Annotated in this window: 19 protein-coding genes and 1 pseudogene; 5 read left to right on the forward strand and 15 right to left on the reverse strand. The window is 44.9% G+C overall.

The genetic code is table 11. From position 1 onward, the window contains the following. Positions 1-469 precede the first annotated feature (469 nt). Together ACE15A_RS03685 and ACE15A_RS03690 are read right to left on the reverse strand one after the other, a co-directional pair. Positions 470-2101 (reverse strand): class I SAM-dependent methyltransferase, encoded by a 1632-nt coding sequence (locus tag ACE15A_RS03685; protein ID WP_077944389.1) that lies wholly within the window; start codon positions 2099-2101, stop codon positions 470-472. 4 nt (positions 2102-2105) lie between these two features. Then, positions 2106-2363, reverse strand: coding sequence for a YjhX family toxin (locus ACE15A_RS03690; protein ID WP_001054380.1), 258 nt, complete (start codon positions 2361-2363; stop codon positions 2106-2108). Between the two features lie 486 nt (positions 2364-2849). On the opposite strand from ACE15A_RS03690, the gene ACE15A_RS03695 reads away from it, so the two are divergent. Continuing rightward, positions 2850-3458, forward strand: coding sequence for a DUF1062 domain-containing protein (locus ACE15A_RS03695; RefSeq protein WP_053507648.1), 609 nt, complete (start codon positions 2850-2852; stop codon positions 3456-3458). A gap of 369 nt (positions 3459-3827) precedes the next feature. Here the strand turns inward: ACE15A_RS03695 and ACE15A_RS03700 are convergent, their stop codons facing one another. The 11 genes from ACE15A_RS03700 to ACE15A_RS03750 all read right to left on the reverse strand — a co-directional run bounded on the left by ACE15A_RS03700 (position 3828) and on the right by ACE15A_RS03750 (position 16243). Beyond that, a complete protein-coding gene (locus ACE15A_RS03700) occupies positions 3828-3971 on the reverse strand; it encodes a hypothetical protein (protein WP_001767846.1) in 144 nt (47 codons plus the stop codon). Between the two features lie 35 nt (positions 3972-4006). Then, a complete protein-coding gene (locus ACE15A_RS03705; protein WP_053529541.1) occupies positions 4007-6694 on the reverse strand; it encodes an autotransporter domain-containing protein in 2688 nt (895 codons plus the stop codon). A 9-nt stretch (positions 6695-6703) separates the two neighbouring features. Then, complete coding sequence (locus ACE15A_RS03710) at positions 6704-9103, reverse strand: polysaccharide lyase 8 family protein (protein ID WP_249928959.1); 2400 nt, start codon at positions 9101-9103, stop codon at positions 6704-6706. A gap of 18 nt (positions 9104-9121) precedes the next feature. Continuing rightward, complete coding sequence (locus ACE15A_RS03715; protein WP_012291304.1) at positions 9122-10126, reverse strand: hypothetical protein; 1005 nt, start codon at positions 10124-10126, stop codon at positions 9122-9124. A 44-nt stretch (positions 10127-10170) separates the two neighbouring features. Beyond that, the gene (locus tag ACE15A_RS03720) at positions 10171-11628 is read right to left on the reverse strand and encodes a DUF2264 domain-containing protein (protein ID WP_077944388.1); all 1458 of its coding nucleotides are present in this window, start codon (positions 11626-11628) and stop codon (positions 10171-10173) included. A 33-nt stretch (positions 11629-11661) separates the two neighbouring features. After that, entirely contained in the window at positions 11662-12696 is a 1035-nt protein-coding gene (locus ACE15A_RS03725; RefSeq protein WP_050134945.1) for a glycoside hydrolase family 105 protein, read from the reverse strand. A gap of 79 nt (positions 12697-12775) precedes the next feature. Continuing rightward, positions 12776-13213, reverse strand: a complete 438-nt coding sequence (gene agaF / locus ACE15A_RS03730; RefSeq protein ID WP_012291315.1) for a PTS galactosamine/N-acetylgalactosamine transporter subunit IIA — start codon at positions 13211-13213, stop codon at positions 12776-12778. 9 nt (positions 13214-13222) lie between these two features. Further along, positions 13223-14089, reverse strand: a complete 867-nt coding sequence (locus tag ACE15A_RS03735) for a PTS system mannose/fructose/sorbose family transporter subunit IID (protein WP_023247564.1) — start codon at positions 14087-14089, stop codon at positions 13223-13225. Continuing rightward, positions 14079-14852 (reverse strand): PTS N-acetylgalactosamine transporter subunit IIC, encoded by a 774-nt coding sequence (gene agaW / locus ACE15A_RS03740; RefSeq protein WP_024149626.1) that lies wholly within the window; start codon positions 14850-14852, stop codon positions 14079-14081. Before agaW ends, ACE15A_RS03735 begins: the two co-directional genes overlap by 11 nt. Before the next feature lie 16 nt (positions 14853-14868). Next, positions 14869-15342, reverse strand: a complete 474-nt coding sequence (locus tag ACE15A_RS03745; protein ID WP_023247562.1) for a PTS sugar transporter subunit IIB — start codon at positions 15340-15342, stop codon at positions 14869-14871. A gap of 112 nt (positions 15343-15454) precedes the next feature. After that, positions 15455-16243, reverse strand: coding sequence for a DeoR family transcriptional regulator (locus ACE15A_RS03750; RefSeq protein WP_023247561.1), 789 nt, complete (start codon positions 16241-16243; stop codon positions 15455-15457). Between the two features lie 1028 nt (positions 16244-17271). Here ACE15A_RS03750 and ACE15A_RS03755 point away from each other — a divergent pair. Then, positions 17272-18196 (forward strand): annotated as a pseudogene (locus ACE15A_RS03755) (STM4504/CBY_0614 family protein). A 204-nt stretch (positions 18197-18400) separates the two neighbouring features. Then, positions 18401-18862 carry a DUF302 domain-containing protein gene (locus tag ACE15A_RS03760; RefSeq protein ID WP_023247559.1) on the forward strand — a complete coding sequence of 154 codons (462 nt, stop codon included), beginning with the start codon at positions 18401-18403 and terminating at the stop codon, positions 18860-18862. Positions 18863-18878: 16 nt separating this feature from the next. Here the strand turns inward: ACE15A_RS03760 and ACE15A_RS03765 are convergent, their stop codons facing one another. After that, positions 18879-19544, reverse strand: a complete 666-nt coding sequence (locus ACE15A_RS03765; RefSeq protein WP_053507642.1) for a dienelactone hydrolase family protein — start codon at positions 19542-19544, stop codon at positions 18879-18881. Between the two features lie 352 nt (positions 19545-19896). Here ACE15A_RS03765 and uxuR point away from each other — a divergent pair, with 352 nt between their 5' ends. Further along, the gene (gene uxuR / locus ACE15A_RS03770) at positions 19897-20670 is read left to right on the forward strand and encodes a Uxu operon transcriptional regulator (RefSeq protein ID WP_023247556.1); all 774 of its coding nucleotides are present in this window, start codon (positions 19897-19899) and stop codon (positions 20668-20670) included. Here uxuR and trpS read toward each other — a convergent pair whose 3' ends face one another. Further along, positions 20671-21684: a tryptophan--tRNA ligase gene (trpS, locus tag ACE15A_RS03775; RefSeq protein ID WP_023247555.1), complete on the reverse strand. Its 1014-nt coding sequence runs from the start codon at positions 21682-21684 to the stop codon at positions 20671-20673. A 717-nt stretch (positions 21685-22401) separates the two neighbouring features. On the opposite strand from trpS, the gene ACE15A_RS03780 reads away from it, so the two are divergent. Then, on the forward strand, positions 22402-22932 hold the full coding sequence (locus ACE15A_RS03780) for an Hcp family type VI secretion system effector (RefSeq protein WP_072158623.1): 531 nt from the start codon (positions 22402-22404) through the stop codon (positions 22930-22932). The last annotated feature ends 36 nt before the right edge of the window (positions 22933-22968 follow it).

Consider the following 22968-nt stretch of genomic DNA (forward strand, 5'->3'; position numbering starts at 1 on the left):
CTCCTCAAAAAATTATTTACATTAATGGCAGGTTAATAACCTGCATGTTTTTTCTATCGTATTATATCATAATATATAAATTCTCGTCTATGAGAAATAAAAATATCCGGATTTTACGGGGGATTGCTTTAACTTTAACAATAATTAATATTGTGGATAAACCATTTCCTAATTTTCTTCTGGTTCTTTTTTATTCTTAAAAATTGAATCGCAGCAATAACGCATAAGAAAAGAGAAACGAAAGGGATAATCCAGGCACTGCTAGCGCGATAGGCTATCATGCGCAACGCCTTATTGATGGAGTTTTTGCTCATCATGTTAGATGCCTCGCTTGCACGTCTTGCGGCATATCGTGGTGGAAGCTTAATGGTGAAATTAAAACGATATATTCCAGCCTTGAGCAGCGTTAATTTGTTGAATACTTTTAAATGGAGGTATACCCCTTGTAGGCTATACCTCCTGCACCACTTTATCGCGCGATTAACGCAAATATGCCCCAGCCAAAGTATTCCCGCGTCCAGGTGACGTGACGTTTGGGCGCTACCGTCAGTTCAGTTCGAACCTCTTGCGCAAACTCATCATCAGGGTTTTCCTCCAGCCAGCGGCGCATGGTCATCCACTTCGCGGCTTCATATCTGTCCCAGCCTTGCTGATCTGCCAGCACCATTTCCACCACGTCATAGTCGAGTTGGTCGAAAAAGGCGACAAGCTCGGGCAGGGGGCGAAAATCGGCGACGGATGAGACGCCACAGGCATGAGCGCTCTCTTCCGTTTCGGGGACCTGACGCCAGTACGGTTCACCGATGAGAATGATCCCGCCAGGCTTGAGGCTTTTGGTCAGCAGATCTATTGTCCCCGCGACACCGCCCGCAATCCAGGTAGCGCCTATGCAGGCCGCCACGTCATATTTTTCCTCATCAATGTAACCGGCCGCGTCGTTATGAATAAAATGTACGAATTCGCTGACGCCGAGTTCTTCTGCACGTTGCTTTGCCTGTGTGGTGAAGAGCGGGCTTATGTCAATGCCAGTACCAGTAACACCGTAATCGCGAGCCCAGGTGCAGAGCATCTCACCCGAGCCGCTACCGAGATCGAGAATCCGCATGCCTGGCTTCATGCGTAACACATGGCCCAGTGTGGCGTACTTTTCTGGTGTAAACGGGTTATGGATACGGTGTTCGCTTTCGCTAATGGTAAAAATACGTGGGATATCCATTGGTTTATTCCTTTTACTGAGGGAGATTCTCTCAGTGGGAGTTGTTTTTTCAGCCAGCAGCGCAAACAGCTTGCCTGCAAAAGTCTCGCCGACTGGCCAGGTGTGACTGTCCGGACGCTGCAACACAGTGAAACCAGCGTCACCAAGCAGGCTGATACATTCATCATCGCGCCAGGCCTTCATTTGGCTACCGAAACGGGTGGTACCGCCGTTTTCCGCTATCGCCCAGAACTGCGTTGAGCTGGTTTGGGCCTCTTCATCCCAGGCATTTTCCGTTAACAGCAGATGAGGCTCGGCAAGGAACAGACCGTGCGGGCAACGCTGCCAGCTTGCTTGCGCCATGCCCTGGCGTTTAACTTCATCGAAGGTATGAACTTCCACGAGCAGTTTGCCGCCCGGTTTCAACCACTGTGCGCAATGACTGATGAGGCTTTGCGCATCAGTAGCGCTAAAGACATTCAGTTCCCCAAACGTCATCATGATGAAATCGAAGGGTTCCGTGGGGTGATATGTACGAATATCCTGCTGAATATAGTCAATATTCAGATCTGCGGCCTGCGCCCGCTGGCGAGCCCATTTGATGGATGCCGGTGAGAAATCTACGCCTGTGCAGTGAAACCCGCGCTCCGCTAACAGGCGGGTATAAAAACCGGGGCCACAGCCGAGATCCAGAATGCAGGCGCCAGCAGGTAACTGACGGGTAATCCATGTTACCTGCTGCTCAATCACGGTTAGCCGGCGGCTGGCCCAGTCGTGGTCCTGCGACAGATGATTTTCCAGCATGCGTTGGCTGAAGGCTGGCTCATCCCAGGGGATTTTGCCTTCATCGGGTAATAGTCGAATGCGATGCGTTGCAAAAATAACGGCGCTGATATCCATCATCATCTCCTTAGCGATTGTCAGGCTGGGCGCGAACGTTGTTCAGCCCGGTCGTATTAATGCGGTAGGGCTGACCGTTAACGGATTTGATCAGCTTTTTGGTTTTGAGTTTTTTGAATACAGCGAGCGTGCAATCGGCGAGCAACAGCCCTTCGCGGCTATAGCACTCAACGGCGGTGACGCGGCCTGACGCATCGCGGATGTGTGTAATGCGTCCGCCTTTGGCGAGAACGTGTAAGGTACGTTGTTCCTGACGGGATAAATTCATACTGAAGAACCTGTTTAATCATCATATGCAAAACGTGCAAACACACTGCGGTGTCCGCATTCGATTTCGGCGCATTGATAATCAGTCCGGCCTGAAAAGGTCGGGAAACTGATTATCGGATGATGACATTCTCCAGCATCAAAGCCTCGGGTTGAGTTGAAAAGTATTTACGTAGTGAATGATAACACTCGATTTCTGTCAGTGAATAACCGGGAGTGAAAAGTGTGATCCGAAGGGAGGATCATGGCGTTTAGCGTGCCAGTTAAATAGATCCCGCCGCTACCATAATGAATATTGATTAAACTCATATACCCGATAATGGCCGCTTTGATAGTCTCGACGTATCTCTTTAGTCGTTGACAGGATTGTAGCGTTGGAAATCTTTTTTTAACCATCTGAAAAATATCACTTAAATATTTTTCATACACAAACATTTATGGTCCGCTGAGTACGGGCCGATTTTGTATGGGTTAAAAAAGGTACGTTATGAAAGTCATATGGACTGTCACTCCTGTGGGGTATCAGCGCATAGCGAAACGCTGCCCTTCATGCAGCGTAAAACGGGACTTCACGCCTTCTGGGGCATTTCGGGTTAATTCGCAAAAGAAGGTACTCGATGTCTGGAGTATCTATAAATGCACACACTGCGATTACACCTGGAATATCTCCTTGTTCTCGCGCCTGCCAGTCAACAAAATTAACCGCGATCTTTATTGCCTACTGATGGCGAATGATGCTGCCACGGTGCAATATTTTGCTTATGACAGCGCGATCCTGAAGCGAAACAATGCTGAATTATCGGGGCAGCCTGATTTTCACATTCAGGAACGGTGGCTGGTCAGTATCGCTTCCCACAAGCAGGTCAGTGTTAGCGTCAGGATTTCCCGTTCTTTTCAGGTCAGCCTGCAGTCGATTTTGAAGAAGCAACTCATGTTAAGCGCTGCCGAAATCAAGAGACGGATTGAAACTGGGCAAATAAGTGGCGTTACGATGAAAATGCTTAAATCGCGAAAACGGAAGAACGAGAAATATGATTTGCAGCTCTCTGCGGAAACACTGTATGACCGGCGAAGGATTGTTCTGATCCGTCGATAAAAATAATAAGCTCACCTTAAGTTTTAGTGTGCTGGTATGGCAACGAGGCAATGGAATGAAAGAAGAACTCATGGACAGGTGAGCTTTAGTTTCAAATTCACAAAGTGAATAAATATTGTATACGATGCCAGTTCAGGCATGAGGGAGGCATGGGGCAATATTATCGATAAAGATGAGGTAGACGAATTTTCTGGCGCGCTTTAAGCATTGCATAGCAGCTTCTATCTTCCGTTTAAGATGAGGCAAGGCATGAGTGTCTGGTTCGCTCGCATGTATGAAGCGAAGGGCGGGTAAAAAGGCCCGCCTTCGCTTGCGGAGCACCTTGATAAGGGTGCTCCGCAAGGTAAGCATTAACATGGATTTTGCGTATTAATCATCAAAGATTGGGCTGTCAGCATCATCAATGTTACATGTATCACAGTTTTGTTGAGATAATTCTGGACGTTTAAAATTTTGAGCTGATTCACATGCATTTAGCATTATTACCATGAGAAACAGCATGATATATTTCATCGCCACTCCTTAAATTATTTAATAATGGCCAATAGTTACCAGTATAAACTGACCCCTGTTGTTCCCTGCCAGGTCTTTTCGGATCGTTCACTAAGACCGTTTTGATAATCAACCTTGATATAATAATTTGTATAATCATTCAGCTTTACGGTCACGCCGCCGCTTATTTTTGCAGCAGAACCATTATAGGATGTAAGTAATGAATCCTGGTATCCTGTACTGCCTACGGTAACATTATTTCTGTCTCTGGCGGTCAGTTGATTATTCAGCTCTGCATCAAGGAAGGGGGACCACTGGACCCCGGATATCGTCATAGTATTCCAGTACAAACGAGCTCCAGCGGAGGCGGTTAACTGATTATCCAGATCGTTATTAACGTTTAAATCATCATAACGATAGTCATCTAATTTAACTTTCTGCCAGGATACAGAAATTCGTGGCACCAGTGTCAGCGCCTCATTTAGTACTCGCGGATAGCCCGCTTCAAAAGCCAGAATCTGCCCACGACCATGAATATCAGGTTTACGTGTACTGTTATTCGATTCTACCTGTCCAGAATACCGGGCTAGTTGTAAAGTGGTGTTTGTGTACCAGCCCTGGGTTGCTGTATAACGCCAGTATAAACCTGTAGCGTAAGTATTGAGCTGGTAGCTTCCAAGCTGGGCATTCGAGGTGTAAATGGTTTTGCCCGATACATTAGCATTACTGTCGAGATAACCCACATAAACACCCAGTTTATGACTGCTGTCTTCATCAGCAGGCCATAAATCAGCCCCAATTTGGATACCTTTTACGTGGCCATTCCATGCCGCATTTGTGGCTCCGTCACCTTGATTTTCCTGTTGTCCGTAAAGGGTACGTACCCAAATCCCTTGGCCATTTTGGGCCATTCCACTGGGTTCCGGAACGAGTCTGTCAGCAAACTGTGGTATTAGCGCCAGTCCAGCCTGACGGGTAATATCTCCCAATGCGCTGCTGACGACAGCATCTGCACGCATCGCGCCACGCTGTAGAAAAGAATCATATTGGTAACTTTGCCCGGCAAACACACCATAATCATACAAACCGGTAGTCAGAATGGCATCCTGAGCACTACTATTTTTGATTACCGCATTGGTATCATTACCACTGATACTACCAATGGTTAGGGAGTGTCCGTTAACATCCAGTATACTGCCTGTTGTAGTGTCATACGTTTTTGAAAAAACGATATGGTCAGTATAATTCAAAGCATTATCCGCGTTTATATTGACACTGGCATTTCCTTCTAGTTTCAATGTTGTATTATATAACGAGTTTTCATGATTCAGATTTATCAGTGAATTCCCTTTAAAACGCTGCTCGCCACCATTAATGGCATCTGCAGTATTAATGTTTAATGTCGAATTACCATCAAATAATAAATTTCCGCCATCCACACCATGCTGTGCTGAAATGTTCATGACAGCATCGTCTTTAAATGTGGTAGATGTGCCACCAGTAACTGCCTGGCTGATATTGGCGTTAAATATAGCATTGTTACTAAATATTTGTTTGCTGTTACCGGAAATCGCCCCTTTACTGTTGCCATTCAGGATGCTGTTTCCACTAAAATTCTGGCTGCCTCCAGACAGGGTATCTTCGCCATTGGCATTTAATATACTATTATCGTTAAAATTTTGTATCCCCCCGGTAATTGTTGATTTACCGTTAGCATTAAATACTGCATTATCCTGTAATTTTATTTGTCCTCCAATAATAGCCTGATCTGCTTCTGTATTCAGGACTGAGCTTTTTGCCAGGATCTGATATCCACCACTTATACCTTGACTGGCATTGACATTTAATGTTGCATCGTTAAATGTTTGATTGCCACCACTGAGTGCCGTGGCTGCATTCACATTCATTGTCGTACCAGATTGAAATATCTGTTTATTCGTATTATTCGTTTCTCCCGCGATAGCATTAGCGGTATCCGCATTTAATACTGAACTCCCAGTGAACAGTAACGTGCCTCCAGTGACACTACCGTTTCCAGTCACATTGACCTCGCTGGAATCCTGAATGTTTAACTGCCCACCAGACATTCCCCCCGTGGCATTGATATTAACCGTTGACGTTCCTTTAACACTGCCAACTTTACCAGAGGACATCGTATTTTTACTAAAGGCATCGGATGCGTTTAAATTAAGTGTCGCATCTGTGAATGTCAGTCCCGTGCTGTTAAATACGCCATCGGCTGCATTGATGTTTAGTGTTGTTCCAGCATTGAATATCTGACTACCGCCATTAATTGCTTTTTCAGTATTGGCATTGACTACGCCATTACTACCAGCGAGAGCAGTTAACTTGGCATTGTTTATACCAGAACTGGCATTGATATCGATTTCAACTTTCCCTGGTGTACTTCCGCCTCTTAGCGTGTATGTACCGCCATTTAATCCTGACTCGGCGTTGACTTTTACATGCGTATTCTCTCTGAACTCATAGGTACCTTTGTTATTATTAAAGGCCTGGCTGGCAGAAACAGTAAGATCTGTATTCCCTAAAAAATAAACAGGAGATTTATCGATATATCCAGCAGTATTGGCATCTATTGTTTTATTAGTGCAATAAGATGATCCCGAACAATCAGAAGAAATAGCCGCATTCACTGAGCTGGAAATAAAAGATAATGAAAACACCGCCAATAGCAGGGAAGAACCATATCCAGCAGAGCGATGACAGAAAATTATTTTATCCATGGCTGCATCCTATTTATTTTTAGATAATTCAAAAGAATAACTACTGCCGCGTAGATTGGTCATATTCACGCTGACGATGTCCCCGTTAAGAGATACGCGCTTATCAGGGTCACTGGAAATATGGAATGGGATTGCATTATCGGGCAGTTGGAATGACACCCGACTATCACGACGTGGTGAAGATACTGCTATCTGATAACCTTGTGTTGTTGGCGTCATAATCAGGGACATTGGCGTCAATGCATGAATGCCTCCCACAGTTGCAGAACGCCAGAAATTAGCATAAATAACCTGCTGACCTGGTAGCGACACAGCCTGGACTTTTGCATCATTCGCAAGGAGCGTTATGTCAGCATTTACGGAAGGGGATGCGGACCCCGAGGGGAAGACAACCCAGGCATAATGATTATCTGATTCTGCGCTATGAGGCTGGATAATGGTTAAAAATTGTGCCGAAACTTTACCGGATGAGGTGCCGATATCGGCCCAGTTACCCTGACGTTGTTTCACACTAACTTGTGCGCTTGAGCCAGCTAATGGCTTCCAGATAATGTTATTACCTTTATCGTTTAAAACGACAGATTGGGTTGCTTTTCTCTCTTCTCCGGGCTGCAAGACGATGCCATCAACAAGCACTTTTGCCGAGCCACTGATTTTCTGATTAGCAATGGTCGTTACCGCCGGGCTACTACTGGATATCTGGCTCCCAAGCATGATCATTTCATGCGGTGCCATGAACCAGGATTTTTTCGCCTTGAGTGAATAAGTCGGCACTTTTAAATGCATACTCGCGCTTGCCCATTTATTCAGAGTATTGCCACCCGCCCAGGCGATATTTGCCCGACCTAACTGAGTCACACGGTATTGCTCATCACACCAACCCTGCTCGCCAGCAGAGGTGGTGCCTGGTAAAAACCGACTGTCGACCACAGGCCAGTAATCACGATATTGATCGTCATTGGGCAAATACAGCCAGGTCATCCCATCAGATGTTCTCTGCCCTTTTAGATTCTCGTTATTAATACATTCGTAGCTACCAGTACGATTGGAATGCATCGCTACAACAGCCAGATAGTTTGTACCCTGATAAATCAGACGATCCATATCTGCATACAGTTTACCGCCCGCTGTTCGGGGGGCCGGTGGCAAATGGCTATCCTGTTGAATACGCGTAATAACCTGCCAGGAGGTTAAGTTTTCTGGCAAGTGAGTGTGATAATATTCCGTTGTTTTTGAATTTAGCTGGGCTTTTAATACCTGTTCAATGTGGCGCTTTTCTTCTGGTGGCGCACCATTAACAAACAATGCAATGGCATTCATAACTGATGCGCCAACATCCTGATCCTGCCCATTTTTACGTGAAATACTGCGCCCATTGACGGCATCGGGCATTTTTCCCTCATGAAGTAAAGGTAAAAAAGCTTGTCTGATCACGTCATAAATACGGCGATTATCTTCAACTGAGAAATCCCATGGTGTACCTGCGACGCTGTTTTTAATTAATCCCAGACCATTCAGCAAAACCTGGCCATAGGTTCCGCTATAAGGTAAATCTTTATGCTGGATAAACGATCCGTCTTTGTAGAAACCATCTCCGGACTGAACGGTGTTAAGCACTTCAGGTACTGAAGTTACTGCAGCGCTAATTTCTCCAGGATCGTTAGCCAGGAGACCCCGAACAAAAACGACCATTGCGCTGTCAATGCGGTTTCCGCCAGTCGACGTAAAGGCATTTTTTGTGGTGGAGTAGGGGGCTCCGCTTCCTTCAGCTAAATAACGAGGGTCGCGAACAAAATGTCGGGTCGCGAGATTATATTTATCAATCAGCGTGGAAGGGAGATCATCATAAAGTATCACCAGAGTATTGTTAACACTGCGTGAAATGCCTAACTCCCAGTTCCACCAGTTTCCCCATTCTGGGGTCTGATCGTTATAATAGTCCTGGTTCAGATTGATCAGCGCTGATTTAAGTACAGTATACAACTGAGCATTTTTATAAAGATCTGTCCCCGGCGTAGCCCAGGCTTTTGCCAGGGTGAACAGGCGTTGGTATACCGTATAAAGAGTAGTGCCCAGTTTCAGGCGTCCTGATGTGCTTTCACTATCCAGTACGGTATCTGCCCATAACTGGCCTGCGGGGGTATTTTTATCTATTCCTTTCCAGAGTTTATTGGCCGTTTTGTTTAAACTTGCCACATACTCTGCTGATAATTCTGGCGCCGCTGGGCCTGAAGGCACAAAATTCTGCCGCCAGGTATCACGCATACGCTCAATAATATACTGTTGCTGGGTTGACGTTGTGGTAGTTGATTTTACTACTGGCAGATTTACATTTTCGGTAGCGATCTGTGCATGTACGCTGCCCATACTTAAGCACAATAGCGAAAATGCTAAATTTGTCTTTTTCATTGATGTCACCCTCTATAATCAGAAATTATACTGAACGTTCAGCTTATAAAACCATTTCTGCCGCGACTGCATATCGTTGCCAGACTGATCCTGCATTTTCTCTTCCTGATAATAGGTTTCGGCACCCATAGACCAACGTCCGTTAAAGGAATAATTTGCGCGTAAGCCATAGCGGTTATAAGGTTGTTTTAAAGTAATATTTGAAGCAGGGTTCTTTTCTGATTTCAGTTTAATACTGCGATCAAGAGCAATACGGACATATGGCCCTAACGTTAATTTTCCTGTACGATATTGGTAATCCAGTGTTCCCTGAATTAGCTGATCATCATAGTTATTCGTAACGTCATCAAACTCCGTATGAACCCCCAATGCTACACTATTCGTGCTGTTAATGTTATGGCGGACTCCTGCGTCGAACTCATATCCCCAGTCACTGTATTTTTTAGAACAAAAACCAAAGGCATTGGCATCACTGGCTTTACATTCGCCATTGTTATAAGGGTCGGTAGTTCTGTCGTTCTTACGGCTTCCTTTTGAGTCGGCGATATAAAAGAATCCATTCAGGTAAAAGCGGGAGTCCTGCGTCAGCAGATAATCGAATTGAGGCAGTATTCTGAGTTGTCGCTCATATCGCTCACCATAGTAGTTTGCTTTATCATAAGGAATGATCCGAAAACCAATCCCCGGTCTGAAGATAAAATTACCACTTTTAATATAGTTAGTGGCGTATAGTTCATACAACCCAGATTGAGAGGTGCTTACTTTATTATTATAATCATTCTTATATGGATACTCTTTTAAAAGAATACGGCCGGAGTACGTCCAGTCAGAGTCTTGCGGTCGATAACTGAAGCGAATATACGGGTTGTAAGACGTCAGTCGATGATAGGCAATGTTTTCTTTTTGTGGATAGTATTCGTACTCACTACCGAATTGGATATATCCCCCGGCAAACGCGGGAAACGCACTTATCATCATTAATGCTGTAAAAAAAAGAATACAGGGCCGTTGATAGTTTTTCATAAGCTACCTTTATTAATATTAGATTTATTTATGTCGTTATATTCTCAGAGGTATAAATTTAATCGGGAACTAAAAGTCGTAACCCCCTTACGTAATAAGTTGTTTTTAGGACGTGTTGAGCGCCCGGAGACACTTTCAAGAACAATTGGCCACCATCCTTGCTTTATTAATTTGCCATCCTTGAAAGGAGCATCAGGATACTGATCATGAGCAAATGTTACAATGACCTCTTGCGTTTCTTTAATTCCTGTGACGCGAGCTGAAATGGCGTCGATAGTAAAATCAAATGATGCAGTTTCAATTTCCAGAGGTGCTTCATCAGTATCCCACAAGCCACATTCTGTTCCAGAATAAAGCATCAATATTAATGTCCGCAGTGACCATAAACTGCTGCCACTACCGCTGTAGCCATCCATCAACCGACGATCGGCTTGAAACAATCCCTGGGTGATGACGCCATGTTGTTCCGCGCCATGTAGTATGAAGAAATGGGTTAGCGTAGAAATGATCCGCTTTAATTGCCCATCAGCCCGACCCGATTGAATGGCATTCGCCATGAGTGCTACAGGTGCTGCAAGCCGATAACTAATACTTCTCCCAAAAAAAGGAAATCCGCATGGTGTAAAGAAATAGCGAAATGTTTTGGCAAATTCGGCGCAACTTTGTGTAATAAATTGATGATCAAAATCAGGGTTTATACGATCGATCCAAAATAAAAGATAGTGAAATGCCCACGAATTATAGTAATCGAAGTTTCCATTCGCCCCATCACGGAACCAGCCCTCACCGACGTAGAACTCTTTTACCCGTGCATAGCGCTGCTCGCTGTTTTCTCCTTTACCGGAAAGCGCCAGTACGACCTGCTGGGTTAACACAATAAATAAATGCCAGTTGTTATCAACGGTTTTACAGTTATTTACCCCTTGAAGCCAGCAAAGAATACGTTCTTGTTCAGATGCGCTATAGCTTTTCCAGACGGTATTGCGTACCAGCCATAACGCCAGAGCAATATCGCAGCATTCACAAATACGCTGATCATAATCTTTGATTTTTCCCCAATATCCTGGATGTTCAGGGTTGGTTCCACAAATAAAAGCTTGTTTTAGAGCCTGACGGACACATTTTCCATAGCTGTCTAACTTACCTTGATTTGTCATTTGATAATGGAGCCAGGCGGCCATCAGCGGTAAGGTTCGGGCCGTTGCTTCAATCGCATCGGACTCGGAACCTTGCTCACTGGGCCAGCCGGGTAAATATGCCCGGCAAAACTGAAAACGGGAGTAATAGAAAAATGAATCAATAAAATACACGGCCATCTGTTCGCATTTTTCCTTAAACGAAAGGTGGTTTTTCGCAAACAACTCAGCCATTTCACTGTTATGTGAAATAAAGGGTTTACGTAATAACACATCACGCTTTAATTTTTGCAGGAACAAAAGGGTATAATCCTTCCATCCGGGATGCTCATGGGGTAACCAGGGGCGTTGTGTCGGTGATATCATTTCTCTCATCACTCCTCATATTCCCGGACAGGTTTAAATCAGATTCAACATTTCAGTCCCGGCAAGCAAAAAGACACCTGCGCCATAATCAATGTTATGGCTGGCGTCCACTCTTCGGGGGTTATAAGCCGGAAGTTGTACCCATCCTAACTTCCCCTGTTCGTCGACACATTCTGTCAGTCCCTGCCAGGCCCGTAGCACGACAGGACGGTATTTATCATCCAGCACGCCATGATTAATTCCCCATGCCAGCGCATAGCAGAACAACGCACTGGCGCTGCTTTCAGGCTCAGGAAAATGTTCAGGATCAAGTAAGCTAGTACGCCATAAGCCATCCGCAGACTGGTATTTCACGACCTGTTCAGCTAGCAGTAGATACTGCGCCAGATAGCGTTCACGGGAAGGGAAGTTCTGGGGTAACCAGGCCAGGAGCCGTGGTATTGCCGCCAGGACCCAGCCGATGCCCCTCGCCCAGAATACTTTCTGCCCGTTCTGTTCACGGACGTCTTCACCCTCTGGTAAAGGCATATATCGCTTGTCACGATAGTAAAGTCCCGTTTCTGGGTCGTGAAGAAAATCCACGGCATCCCACCAGAAGCGATCCATCTGCTCCCAATAAGCGGGTTGCTGAGAATGAGCGCCGAATGCAGCTAATGTTGGTGCCGCCATAAATAAAGCATCGGCCCACCACCAGATCTCTCTACCTTTTTTCTCGCTTGTCAGCATTGGCTCAAGCGCTTTTTGCGCGTACTGAATGGCGTCATCACAACCTAATGTTTGATAGACCTCCAGATAGCTTTGAAGACAGACCTGATCGTCAGCAAAATTCACCAGCGGTCCAGCCCGAAAACCCGTATTAAGGGTATATTCCGCAAGCCCATTTAAGTACACGTCATCCTGCGTTTCTCGCCATGCTGCGGCAACGCAACTCCAGAAAACACCGCGTTCCCAGTCGGTTGATTTTAAATAGCGGCGTTGTCCCTGGCTCCTGATTACCCAGCGAACCTGGTGTTCTTTTTGCCAGAGATAGACCTTACGCATTAATTGCGTAATTGATTGATGCTGCATAAAATAACCCGTTTGTAGATGCCAGATTTTGTCTGGCAGAATATTAATAATTAAAATCTTTCCAGAGATTGAAATTCAGTCAGAGACCATCATTCATATCATTTGGCTTATCTTCGGTCACAAAATTGTTGATATCAATCAGTCCAATGGAATGATGCCCTAGTTCTACAATGAGTGATGCAAGTTCATCAAGATTTGTAGCATCACGCTCAAGACAGGCATTGGCAATCATGGGTAAATTACTGCCAGTAATCACTCGCATATCAGAGTAATCAGACATGACGGCTGTCGCTCGGTTACAAGGGGAACCTCCAGCAACGTCTGTGAATACCAGAACGCCTTCTCCTGTCTGGCATTTTTCAACTGCCTGTCGGATATGTATTTCTAATTGTTCTGTACTCATGCCCGGAATAAAATCGATATATTCGACACAGGATTGCTCCCCGGCAATAGCTTCAACGGCAGAACGTAACCCTGAGGCAAAATTTATATGGCCTACAACAATTATCCCAATCATTTTTCTACCTTAGAAAATACCAATAACGTGTCCCACGACACCAAGAGCTAGCGTGCCAAATATCAGCGCACTGGGCGATTTACCTTTTTGTACCAGCCAGAACATGATCCAGACCAGCGCCAGCGGTAGCGCATTTGGCAATATCCTGTCCAGAAGGTCGGTTTGAACATTCACATGAGCAGCACCCGCCGTGACCACTAATGGTGTCGATACTTTAACAAAGGCGGCAGTCATAGAACCCAGCACCCCCAGGCCAATGATATTGGCCGCGCGTCCCAGTTTATCTGCCTGCTCGGATAATTTTCCGAGAGCCGCAACACCAGATTTATAGCCAAAAAAGAGCAGCCAGAAATAAACAAAAAAGTGGTAAATCTGGTACAAAATAAAAAATACGAATGGCCCGGCAATGCTACCTTGCAGAGAGATCGCAGCGCCAATACCTAACGTCAAAGGCATCATGGTCATATGGTCAATGGCGTCGCCGATCCCTCCTGTCGGCCCCATTGTCGCTGCTTTGATTGCGTTAATTGTTTCTGGTTTTTCTTTATTCTCTTCCATCGCAATTGCCAGCCCAAGTGGAAATGTAAAAAGCTTGGGGTGCGCATTATAAAATGAAAGGTTATTCTTGAGCGCCAGTGAGAAATCATGTGGATTACGATGAATCTTTTTCAGCGCCGGGATAATGCTAAAACAAAAACCACCGGCCTGCATACGTTCATAATTGAAATTTCCTTCCATAAAAAGACCCCGGAAACCAACTTTCCACAGGTCTCTTTTTGTTATAGCCGAACTAATTTCTTTATCCTGATACTCGGTATCAGGTGATACAGTCAGCTCTTCAGTGGTATCTGTGTCTACGGTTGCTTTAGAGATCATCATGAATATCCTCTAATACTCCTTCCTGATTTTTTCCGGTAGCGCTTCCTGACTGGAAATAATCAAGGATGGCCACGCAAAGAAACGCTATCGCGACAGCAATAATAGGTAATTTAAAATACGTTGTTAAAATGAAACCGATGAAAAAATGTGGCAGTAATTTGACATTAAACATCGTACGTAACAACATGGCAAAGCCCACGGCTGGCATCATTTTCCCTGCGATAGCCATTCCGGCAATAACTTTTTCCGGTAAATAGCTGATAATAAAATCGGCTGCCTGGGTTCCGTAGTAAACTGCCGCAAAAGCAACAACGCCATATAACACGGCTCTGGTAGCCAACCCAAAGTAAAGCATGCGATCAATACCAGAGGCATTTCCCTGCTCAGCATAGCGATCACATTTCTGCATCACCGGTGAAAATGATGTAAATAAGAAAATTACAAGCGCTTGCATTGCCATAGCAAACGGAATCGCCATACCAATCGACGCTTCAGGTGTGATACCCAGTTTAATAGCAAAAGCTGTTCCGACAATAGCTCCGATGGTAACATCTGGTGGTTGTGAACCGGCGTTTGGCACCAGCCCTAACCAGGCTAATTCCATTGCAGCTCCCGCAATTAATCCTGTCTGGACATCGCCTAAAATAAAACCAATCACAGGTCCTGTAATTAAAGGTCGATGAAAGTTTAAGGCAACATCATACTTATCTATTCCGCACAGGGCAGCCCATAAGGCGACCAAAAAAGCCTCATACATAATGACTCCTAAAAATTAATCAGATACAGTCGAAAATGTTTTTCCGTGAGCTTTCTGGCATATGCTGTATTATCGATTCAACGCCTTTTAGCTGAATGCGTTTGAAGGCCTGAATATCAGCCGGGCTAACGGAAACATTTTTGTCAATTTGTCTCCGCTCGGCATTATGATGCATATTACCGACGTTGACCTCATTAAACTTGACTCCTCCCTCAATAAGTTTGGCGACATCTTCTGGTGTTTTACACAGAATGAGTATACGTCTGCGTTCATCAGCTTTATTGATACTACCAATCAAATGCTCGATTGTTCTGAAAAGTACTACATACTCACCGCCGGCAGCGCCTTTAAAAGGTGCCTGTAATACAGGGTTGGCTGCTATTTCATCATTGGCGACAATAATGGTATTTGCACCAGAATACTTTCCCCATGTGATTCGAATTTGTCCATGTAAAAGACGTTCATCAATTCTAACCAGAACAATATTAGCCATTACTTAAATTTTCTCCAAAAGATAACGTACCATCAATGATGGTCTTAAATGATAAAGCTATAGCTACAGTATGAAATAATTCATATTACTCCATACTGTATTTACCTGAAAATCAGAGACTCTTTATTTTTGAGGCGTAAATAAAGTGTTCAGCGAAGTCTGCATCGCCAATCCAGAAATTGGCGATTTGTGACAGATTCTCATTTCGTACAATAAGTATAAGTTTTTTCGCAATAGTACGTAATGTTCTTAAGAACCTTACATCATTTTCATGGGCCGCAAAAAAACCTTCTTCGGGAACAAAATTATCAACCTCGATAATTGCATTTTCTACCCGGTATTCTTTTAAATTTTCTTCTGTTTTGCCACCCTCAAACATCATTTCTTCACTGTTAACAATGCCTCCAGGCATAATCACCGTCATTTTAGACGTAGGGAATAACCGAGAGGTTACTAACTGGATATCATTTGTCAGTATTAACCCAGAGTCCCATTTTTGAATTTGTGCCCAATGTCGGGTTAACGCTCCGGCACCAATGAACAATGATTGTTCCAGGCTGCCTATTATTTCCGTCAGCTTCTGCTCCCATCCGTCGCCATTTGAATAAGATAGGGCTTTATTACTCTCTTCTGCCGATACGGCAACATCCTGTTCATGCCCTACCGTTACAGATTCTTTACGATTTCGGGATTCCGCTGAAAAGTTGGCAATGACTCCTTTGTTTAAAATGACATAACCGTTAGAGCGGACAATGTGCCCCATTGACTCCAGGAAACGTAAGTCAGTACGGATAGTCGCTCCGGATACTCCAAAATATTCGGTAAGATCCCCAACACTGACCTTACCTCTCACTCCAACCAGATTCGCGATTTCCATGCGACGTTCAATCGCGCTTTTCATAAGCTCTCCATTGAACGCTGTTAAAACCTTTCATCATTTTTCATTCTCTTTCATTGTCTACAATATGAACCTAAACCAGTGTTTTAAAAACCACCATCGTTAGTAATTGTGGAACATGTCACAAAAAATGTTAACTTTAGTCATAATTTACAACTTAAATATTAAAAATCAGTAAGTTATGAAAAGATAATGACTAAGAGGCTATTCTCGGCATCCTATCCTCGAGCAAACTGGGGACAAATCTCCTGTTATCCTGCTTACTGTTCTCATTGTTTTGACTTCAGACGGTTCCGTTTGGCTACTTTTCTAAGGGATGGCTATCATCGTCTGGTGTAGCAACATATTCCCTAACATTTTGTAAAACGATATTATTCTTGGTATATCAGGCAATTAAATCAGAAGGGGGGGAGAAGAGATCTATAGCTATTCCGGACATCCGCTGTCCGCGTTGGGAATGGGTAAAGGGTGAGTTTAGGTTAATGTAAAGTTGAATAACTATTTGTATGATAAAGACTTATCACACCTGGGCAACCGGGCGACGCCTCGTTGTTTTGTTGTCATTGAGCTGAAACGCGATGAGACTGTAGCGCATAAAAGAATAGTGGCGCTGGTTGAGCAGATCTCTGGAAAAAGGAAAAACAGATCTCATAGACAGGAAGATACGTTGATTGTACTGTCGTCAGGTGAGCGTATTGCTATATCCACTCAATCGGTTTAGGGAATGTTGAACTGCTTATTGATTTTTTCTGTTGAGATAATTTTGTGGTTGAGAAGGGAGGGCAGATAGAATAATGGGATCTCACGTCTCACCCTATATGAAGACTCCAGCCTCATCACCCGTAACGTCATAATTACGTAAGCCCCTTTACTTTGATTATCATTTATATTGAATATAAATAATCACTCAATATAATTAAAAAATCAGAAAAAATGCCCCACTGTTGAGCTGATATTAACGCCTGTCTTGCTGAAACAGAGTAATGTGACGCTATCCAGAGATATGTTCTGTTGCGGTTACAGGGGGAGGTATGCACACCTTTAAACCATACTCACTAAGACATAGCGACCTGTTATATGAAGATATTATATGAAGATATTCCGTTAGAAATACGCGAGCAGATAATTGTATTGATTATCAATACGTTAGGGAGTTGCTCCTCTTTTTATGATATGACATTATACTGTTATCATAATAGTCATTCTGACGAAGTTTATCGAAGGATATGTAAGACGCTACGCAAAGAGTATGGCTTATTCACCCTATATGCACATTCAACGTCATATCTTGATGAAATTAGTAATTTGTTATTAAAAACAGACGATAAAAGAAAACATATTGATGCAATTGAGCTTGCTTTTAAATATATAGACACTTACCTTCGGACCTATGAAGTCACGCTTGGGTTAGAACCAGATAAAGCGATTAGTGAATTAAATAATATATTTCATGATCATGATTTAAAATATCGATATGAAAATGGTAGAATCGTAAGGTTGCGCAGAATAAAACGTCTTAAAAATATACGTTATTATTTGTATTCCCCAGGAGAGTATGGTTTTGTCGAATACGATCTTATGGAAGCGTATAATCGTCTGATGCTTAATGATTTTGCCCGTGTCGTAAGTGAATGCCACGCTGTCTTCAGAAGAGTTCTTATCAGAATTCATGAGAGAAAGGGTATCGTATATCATGAGCAAGATAGTTTAAATACGCTAATGGCAAATCTGATGACGAGAGGCGTTATATCTGCTGAATATGAGCGTAAATTTCATTTTTTAAGTAATGTGCTGGAGTCAGAAATATTTCCGCCAATTGCACAAGAAAAGTCGCATCATCACTACGTAATGATGCTTCGTATCTCTGAAGAGTTGGCTTGTAGTATCTATTATCTTACTGAGCGGAGTATATTTTTTCTTACCCAGCGGGCTGAAGAAGATGATGTGGTGACATAATAATTACCATACTGTCGCTAAGTCAGGATGTATCATCTTTATTTAAACTTGTTCAGATGTCTGAATTTTTTGTCCTGCCGTCTGCTTTTTTAGTGATGAGCTGTTCAATGCAATAATAAGCGGTACAGTACGATGACTGATTTTTAACCTGTATATCGTCTGTGTCGCATTTACTCATGGGTATTGGGTCAGGGAGAGAGAGGAATGAGGACTATTTTAAAGCCTTTTTTACTGGCGGTAACCTTGATGTTAACCTTAATAAGGCCTGGCTTTGCAACGGAGGATGGAGTGATAACTATAGTTAAAACCTACAGCGCTTATGACTATCCGCAGACCCGGTCGCGGTTAATGCAAGCTGTCGCTGATCACGGTCTGGTATTATTTGGAGAATTTGACCATGCCAGAGCGGCACAGGATGTTAACCTGAAAATGCCGCCGACAACGGTTCTGGTCTTTGGCAATCCTAAAGGCGGAACGCCTCTCATGCTGACGCACCCCGAACTGGCGCTGGATTTACCGTTTCGGGTTCTCATTAGCCAGCAAGCCGATGGGCGAACGTTGGTCAGTTATCATCCGGCTGAAACGCTGCAACGTTATGGTCTTGATACCGCAGCCATACAGGCTTTGAAAAAACTGGAACAGCTCGTTGAAAAAAGTATCCACTAAAGCTGAAAATCTGGCCTCAATCGGACAATGTGTTTGCATGGGTGATGTCGCGAATAAATACGGTCACATCGTCCATTACCTGATGAGATAATGCGGCATCGAAGGTGGCGCTATCAGCATTACAGAATCCGTGCCGCGCATCGTACATTTTACACTGCACCCGAGGGCACTTTTCCAGCGTCTGTCGCATGGCGAGGGGATCAAATGCCGGCTCATAACGCGCGATAATAACCAGCGCCGGACAGAGAGGCGTAAGATGGGGGTATTGGCGTATACGGGAACCGTAATAGCAAATGACGCCATCGCATAACCCACTGGCCGCACTTAGCCATGCGAGCGTTGCGCCGACGCTATATCCAATGACGATCAGCGTCTCGTACTGCGCTCTGAGATCGTTGAGTAACGTGGTCACGATGGCGGGATCAAAACCGACATTTTCTGAAAAGTGACGGTAAGCCTCTTGTTGCTGTTCATAGCGAAAGGGGGTGTTGTGAGGAAACAACGTGGGAGTATAGACGTCGAATCCGCGCGTCATCCATTCATGGCCTGCGCGTTGGATATGATCGTTAATACCATAAATTTCATGCAGAATAATCGCTGCCCGGCGATGGCCGCTCGACAGGCTGGAGGTGTTGCTGCCTCCGGATATGCCAGGGGCGAAAAACACAGTGTTTTTTATCATAACGCGTTCTTGATACAAAGGGGGCGGGCTGGATTTTCGCCGATCACGTTATTTCAGGGGCTTTGTTCCTGTCAATGTACAAGCACATTTTATGGAATGATTTTTGGTTGATAAATTCATTATTGGTAAACCAATAATAGCATTCATCTCCAGGTGTCAGGGCTAAAGGTGGATCATCAGTGGTGTATTATCTATTATTTTTCCCTTCATCTGGCTTCGCTGCCAAAAATGGGGCACATTATTGTGCTGCTGGTTGACCAGTTTAGCGTTTTTGGTGTGCTAAGCGTGCTATCCCTCTTTACAAATGCTATAGTCTGACACCGGGAAATCGCATCGGACGGGCACAACCAATATGAAATCAAACACTTCTCAGCAAAGACCCTACCAGGAAGTGGGCGCAATGATACGCGATCTGATTGTTCAGACGCCGTACCGCCCCGGGGAGCGCTTGCCGCCGGAGCGAGAGATCGCTGAGAGGCTCAATGTGACACGCACCGTCGTGCGTGAAGCGTTGATCATGCTGGAAATTAAAGGTCTGGTTGAAGTTCGGCGCGGCGCCGGAATTTACGTGCTCGACAGCGCGGATGATGACGAGATTGAAGGCGCTGACGTCAACCACTGTAATGACGCCGGACCGTTTGAACTGTTGCAGGCGCGTCAGTTGCTGGAAAGCAACATCGCTGAATTTGCCGCTCTGCAGGCCACCCGTGAAGACATCATTAAAATGCGCCAGGCGTTACAACTGGAAGAGCGAGAGCTGGCCTCCAGCGCGCCGGGCGGCTCAGAAAGCGGCGATATGCAGTTTCATCTGGCTATTGCTGAAGCGACCCATAACAGCATGTTGGTAGAGCTCTTCCGCCAGTCCTGGCAATGGCGTGAAAATAACCCGATGTGGCTCCAGCTTCATAGCCATCTGGGCGATACGCTTTACCGTAAAGAGTGGCTGGTAGATCATAAGCAGATCCTCGCGGCGTTAATTAAGAAAGACGCCCGCGCTGCGAAGCTGGCGATGTGGCAGCACCTGGAGAACGTGAAGCAGCGTCTGCTGGAGTTTTCCAATGTCGATGACATTTACTTTGACGGCTACCTGTTTGAGTCATGGCCGTTGGACAAAGTCGACGCCTGATCATACTTGGAATAGTGTGGGCAGACCCAGTCCACGCTTCACTTCCTGTAGCGTCTTTTGAGTGACTTCATGCGCCCGCTCGCTGCCTTTTTTCAGCAATTCTAACAGCATTCCCTTATCCGCAATAAAGGTTGCCCGCCGTTCTCGTATTGGCGCGATCAGCTCTTGCAGACAGCTCTCCAGCTCATTTTTACAGACACGATCGCCTAATCCGCCTTGTTGATAATGTGCTTTCATCGCCGCGACTTTAGCTTTATCAGGATAGAACGCATCCAGCCACGTAAAGACGACGTTACCTTCTATTTTTCCCGGATCGCTAATTTTTAAATGCCCGGGATCGGTATACATCGCGCTGACTGCACGGTGAATGGTCTCTTCGCTGGCGGAAAGGAGCAGGGTATTGCCGAGCGATTTCGACATCTTGGCGCTGCCGTCAATGCCGGGCAACCGGCCGGTATCGCTCAGTAGCGCCTGACAGTGCCGCAATACCGGCGAGGAGAAAAGATTATTCATCTTATGGACGATCTCATTCGTTTGCTCAATCATTGGCAACTGATCGTCGCCAACCGGTACCCGCTCGGCCTTAAAAGCGGTGATATCTGCCGCCTGGCTAATGGGATACACCATAAACCCGACCGGCAGAGAACGGGCAAAGCCTTTCTGGGCAATCTCATTTTTTACCGTGGGATTACGCTCTACTCGGGCGACGGTAACAATATTCATATACAGCACCGTTAATTCGGCGAGGGCGGGTAAAGCGGATTGCAGGCAGATCGTCGTCAGCGCGGGATCGATACCGACGGCCAGATAGTCGGCTAATACTTCCGGGATATTATCGCGGATTTTTTGTGGATTACTGCCGTTATCGGTGAGTCCCTGGAGGTCGGCAATCAGGACATACTGTTGGTGATCCTGCTGCAGCGCGACGCGCTGGCGTAGTGAACCGACATAATGGCCGAGGTGCAGCGCGCCGGTGGGGCGATCGCCTGTCAGAATCGTGGGAAGGGTGTTCATTAAGGACTCCTTTATGCTTACTGTAAAGCCGAAAGACGTCCCGAAACACAGTAGCCGCCTTTCGGCGGCTACTTAAAGAGGAATACTGATCCGTGCCGCCTTCAGGAAGGCAGCCACCAACGGAGATGATGTTGCGTAGCGTTGGATCGTTTCATGTTCATGTGACCTAACGTACCACGACTAAACGTAAGGGTAAAGCGGCTGCTGTATCTTGCGGGCACAAAGTCATATCGCCTGACCATAGAACATGTCGTTTAATCTGAAACGTGATTTTATCAATGGTGCCCAAAAATACGTGGCGCTGAAAAGCGCATTTTTGATGCAAATCATTTATTACTGTGATAACTCAGCGCGAGATAAAAGCATTAAATATATTCACATACTAAATATGTTCTATTGGAATGGTTGTTATTGATATTACAAAAGTCTAAAAAACCCATTGATGTGAAAAGGAATAAGAATTGTCTATATTCTGATTCTGTGCGATTAAGTAATTTCTCGGATAAAAATAAGAAATAATATTGATATTTCTTTTTTGATATGGTTCTTATAGCGGCTATGGTTATTCAGAGAACGATGTTTGAATGCCAGGCGTAATAGATTTTACGTCAGTAATGTTATTGTAAAATGGATTGTTTATGGCAGAAGGTATTTAGCAAGAATCCAGTTATATCAAATCGTTGGGCATTTAACCTGGTATATAGGGATACCAACGAGATGGCTGGAAAATGGAACGTTCTTTCATTGTTGGCGTTCTGTCCTTGTCAGCCTGCTTTGCCGCCTGATAATCACGGAGGGAGGATGGACGCCATCTATTTAAAACTGGACGGTATTGAAGGCGAAAGCCAGACCAAAGGTTTCGAAAAACAAATAAAACTTATTGCTTACAACCACAACCCGGCGAAGCGGGAGCCCGGTGAATCGAGAGGAGCATATATTGGAGGATTAACGCTGACAAAGCCTGTCGATCTTGCTACGCCTGGCCTCTATGAGCACTATTGTAGCGGGAAAACGGTGAAAGAAGGCGTGCTGACATTATGCCGTAGTGATAAGGGAGCAATGCTGCCATTTATTATTTATACGCTTACCAATGTGCGGATCTCACGCATGAGCAATCATGGCGACGCCGAAGACAGCGCCACGGAGACTGTAGATTTGCTTTATAGCCATATTCGCTGGGATATACCCGCATTGGCGCCGAAAAGCAAAACACGGCTGCCTCTGCACCGACAGGAGTTATGGCGATGAGGGCAAAACGGGCTTACAGACTCGCAGTGGAGGACC

The organism is Salmonella sp. HY31, from assembly GCF_042604575.1.
GTDB classification, from domain to species: domain Bacteria; phylum Pseudomonadota; class Gammaproteobacteria; order Enterobacterales; family Enterobacteriaceae; genus Salmonella; species Salmonella diarizonae.

Coding starts and splice junctions, on each gene's coding strand:
- ACE15A_RS03725 (WP_050134945.1), bottom strand. CDS start 12,696: ATGCAGCATCAATCAATTACGCAATTAATGCGTAAGGTCTATCTCTGG.
- ACE15A_RS03735 (WP_023247564.1), bottom strand. CDS start 14,089: ATGATCTCTAAAGCAACCGTAGACACAGATACCACTGAAGAGCTGACT.
- ACE15A_RS03715 (WP_012291304.1), bottom strand. CDS start 10,126: ATGAAAAACTATCAACGGCCCTGTATTCTTTTTTTTACAGCATTAATG.
- ACE15A_RS03710 (WP_249928959.1), bottom strand. CDS start 9,103: ATGAAAAAGACAAATTTAGCATTTTCGCTATTGTGCTTAAGTATGGGC.
- ACE15A_RS03780 (WP_072158623.1), top strand. CDS start 22,402: ATGGCTGGAAAATGGAACGTTCTTTCATTGTTGGCGTTCTGTCCTTGT.
- agaF (WP_012291315.1), bottom strand. CDS start 13,213: ATGATTGGGATAATTGTTGTAGGCCATATAAATTTTGCCTCAGGGTTA.
- ACE15A_RS03700 (WP_001767846.1), bottom strand. CDS start 3,971: ATGAAATATATCATGCTGTTTCTCATGGTAATAATGCTAAATGCATGT.
- ACE15A_RS03685 (WP_077944389.1), bottom strand. CDS start 2,101: ATGATGATGGATATCAGCGCCGTTATTTTTGCAACGCATCGCATTCGA.
- ACE15A_RS03695 (WP_053507648.1), top strand. CDS start 2,850: ATGAAAGTCATATGGACTGTCACTCCTGTGGGGTATCAGCGCATAGCG.
- ACE15A_RS03750 (WP_023247561.1), bottom strand. CDS start 16,243: ATGAAAAGCGCGATTGAACGTCGCATGGAAATCGCGAATCTGGTTGGA.
- ACE15A_RS03760 (WP_023247559.1), top strand. CDS start 18,401: ATGAGGACTATTTTAAAGCCTTTTTTACTGGCGGTAACCTTGATGTTA.
- uxuR (WP_023247556.1), top strand. CDS start 19,897: ATGAAATCAAACACTTCTCAGCAAAGACCCTACCAGGAAGTGGGCGCA.
- ACE15A_RS03745 (WP_023247562.1), bottom strand. CDS start 15,342: ATGGCTAATATTGTTCTGGTTAGAATTGATGAACGTCTTTTACATGGA.
- ACE15A_RS03690 (WP_001054380.1), bottom strand. CDS start 2,363: ATGAATTTATCCCGTCAGGAACAACGTACCTTACACGTTCTCGCCAAA.
- trpS (WP_023247555.1), bottom strand. CDS start 21,684: ATGAACACCCTTCCCACGATTCTGACAGGCGATCGCCCCACCGGCGCG.
- ACE15A_RS03765 (WP_053507642.1), bottom strand. CDS start 19,544: ATGATAAAAAACACTGTGTTTTTCGCCCCTGGCATATCCGGAGGCAGC.
- ACE15A_RS03705 (WP_053529541.1), bottom strand. CDS start 6,694: ATGGATAAAATAATTTTCTGTCATCGCTCTGCTGGATATGGTTCTTCC.
- ACE15A_RS03720 (WP_077944388.1), bottom strand. CDS start 11,628: ATGATATCACCGACACAACGCCCCTGGTTACCCCATGAGCATCCCGGA.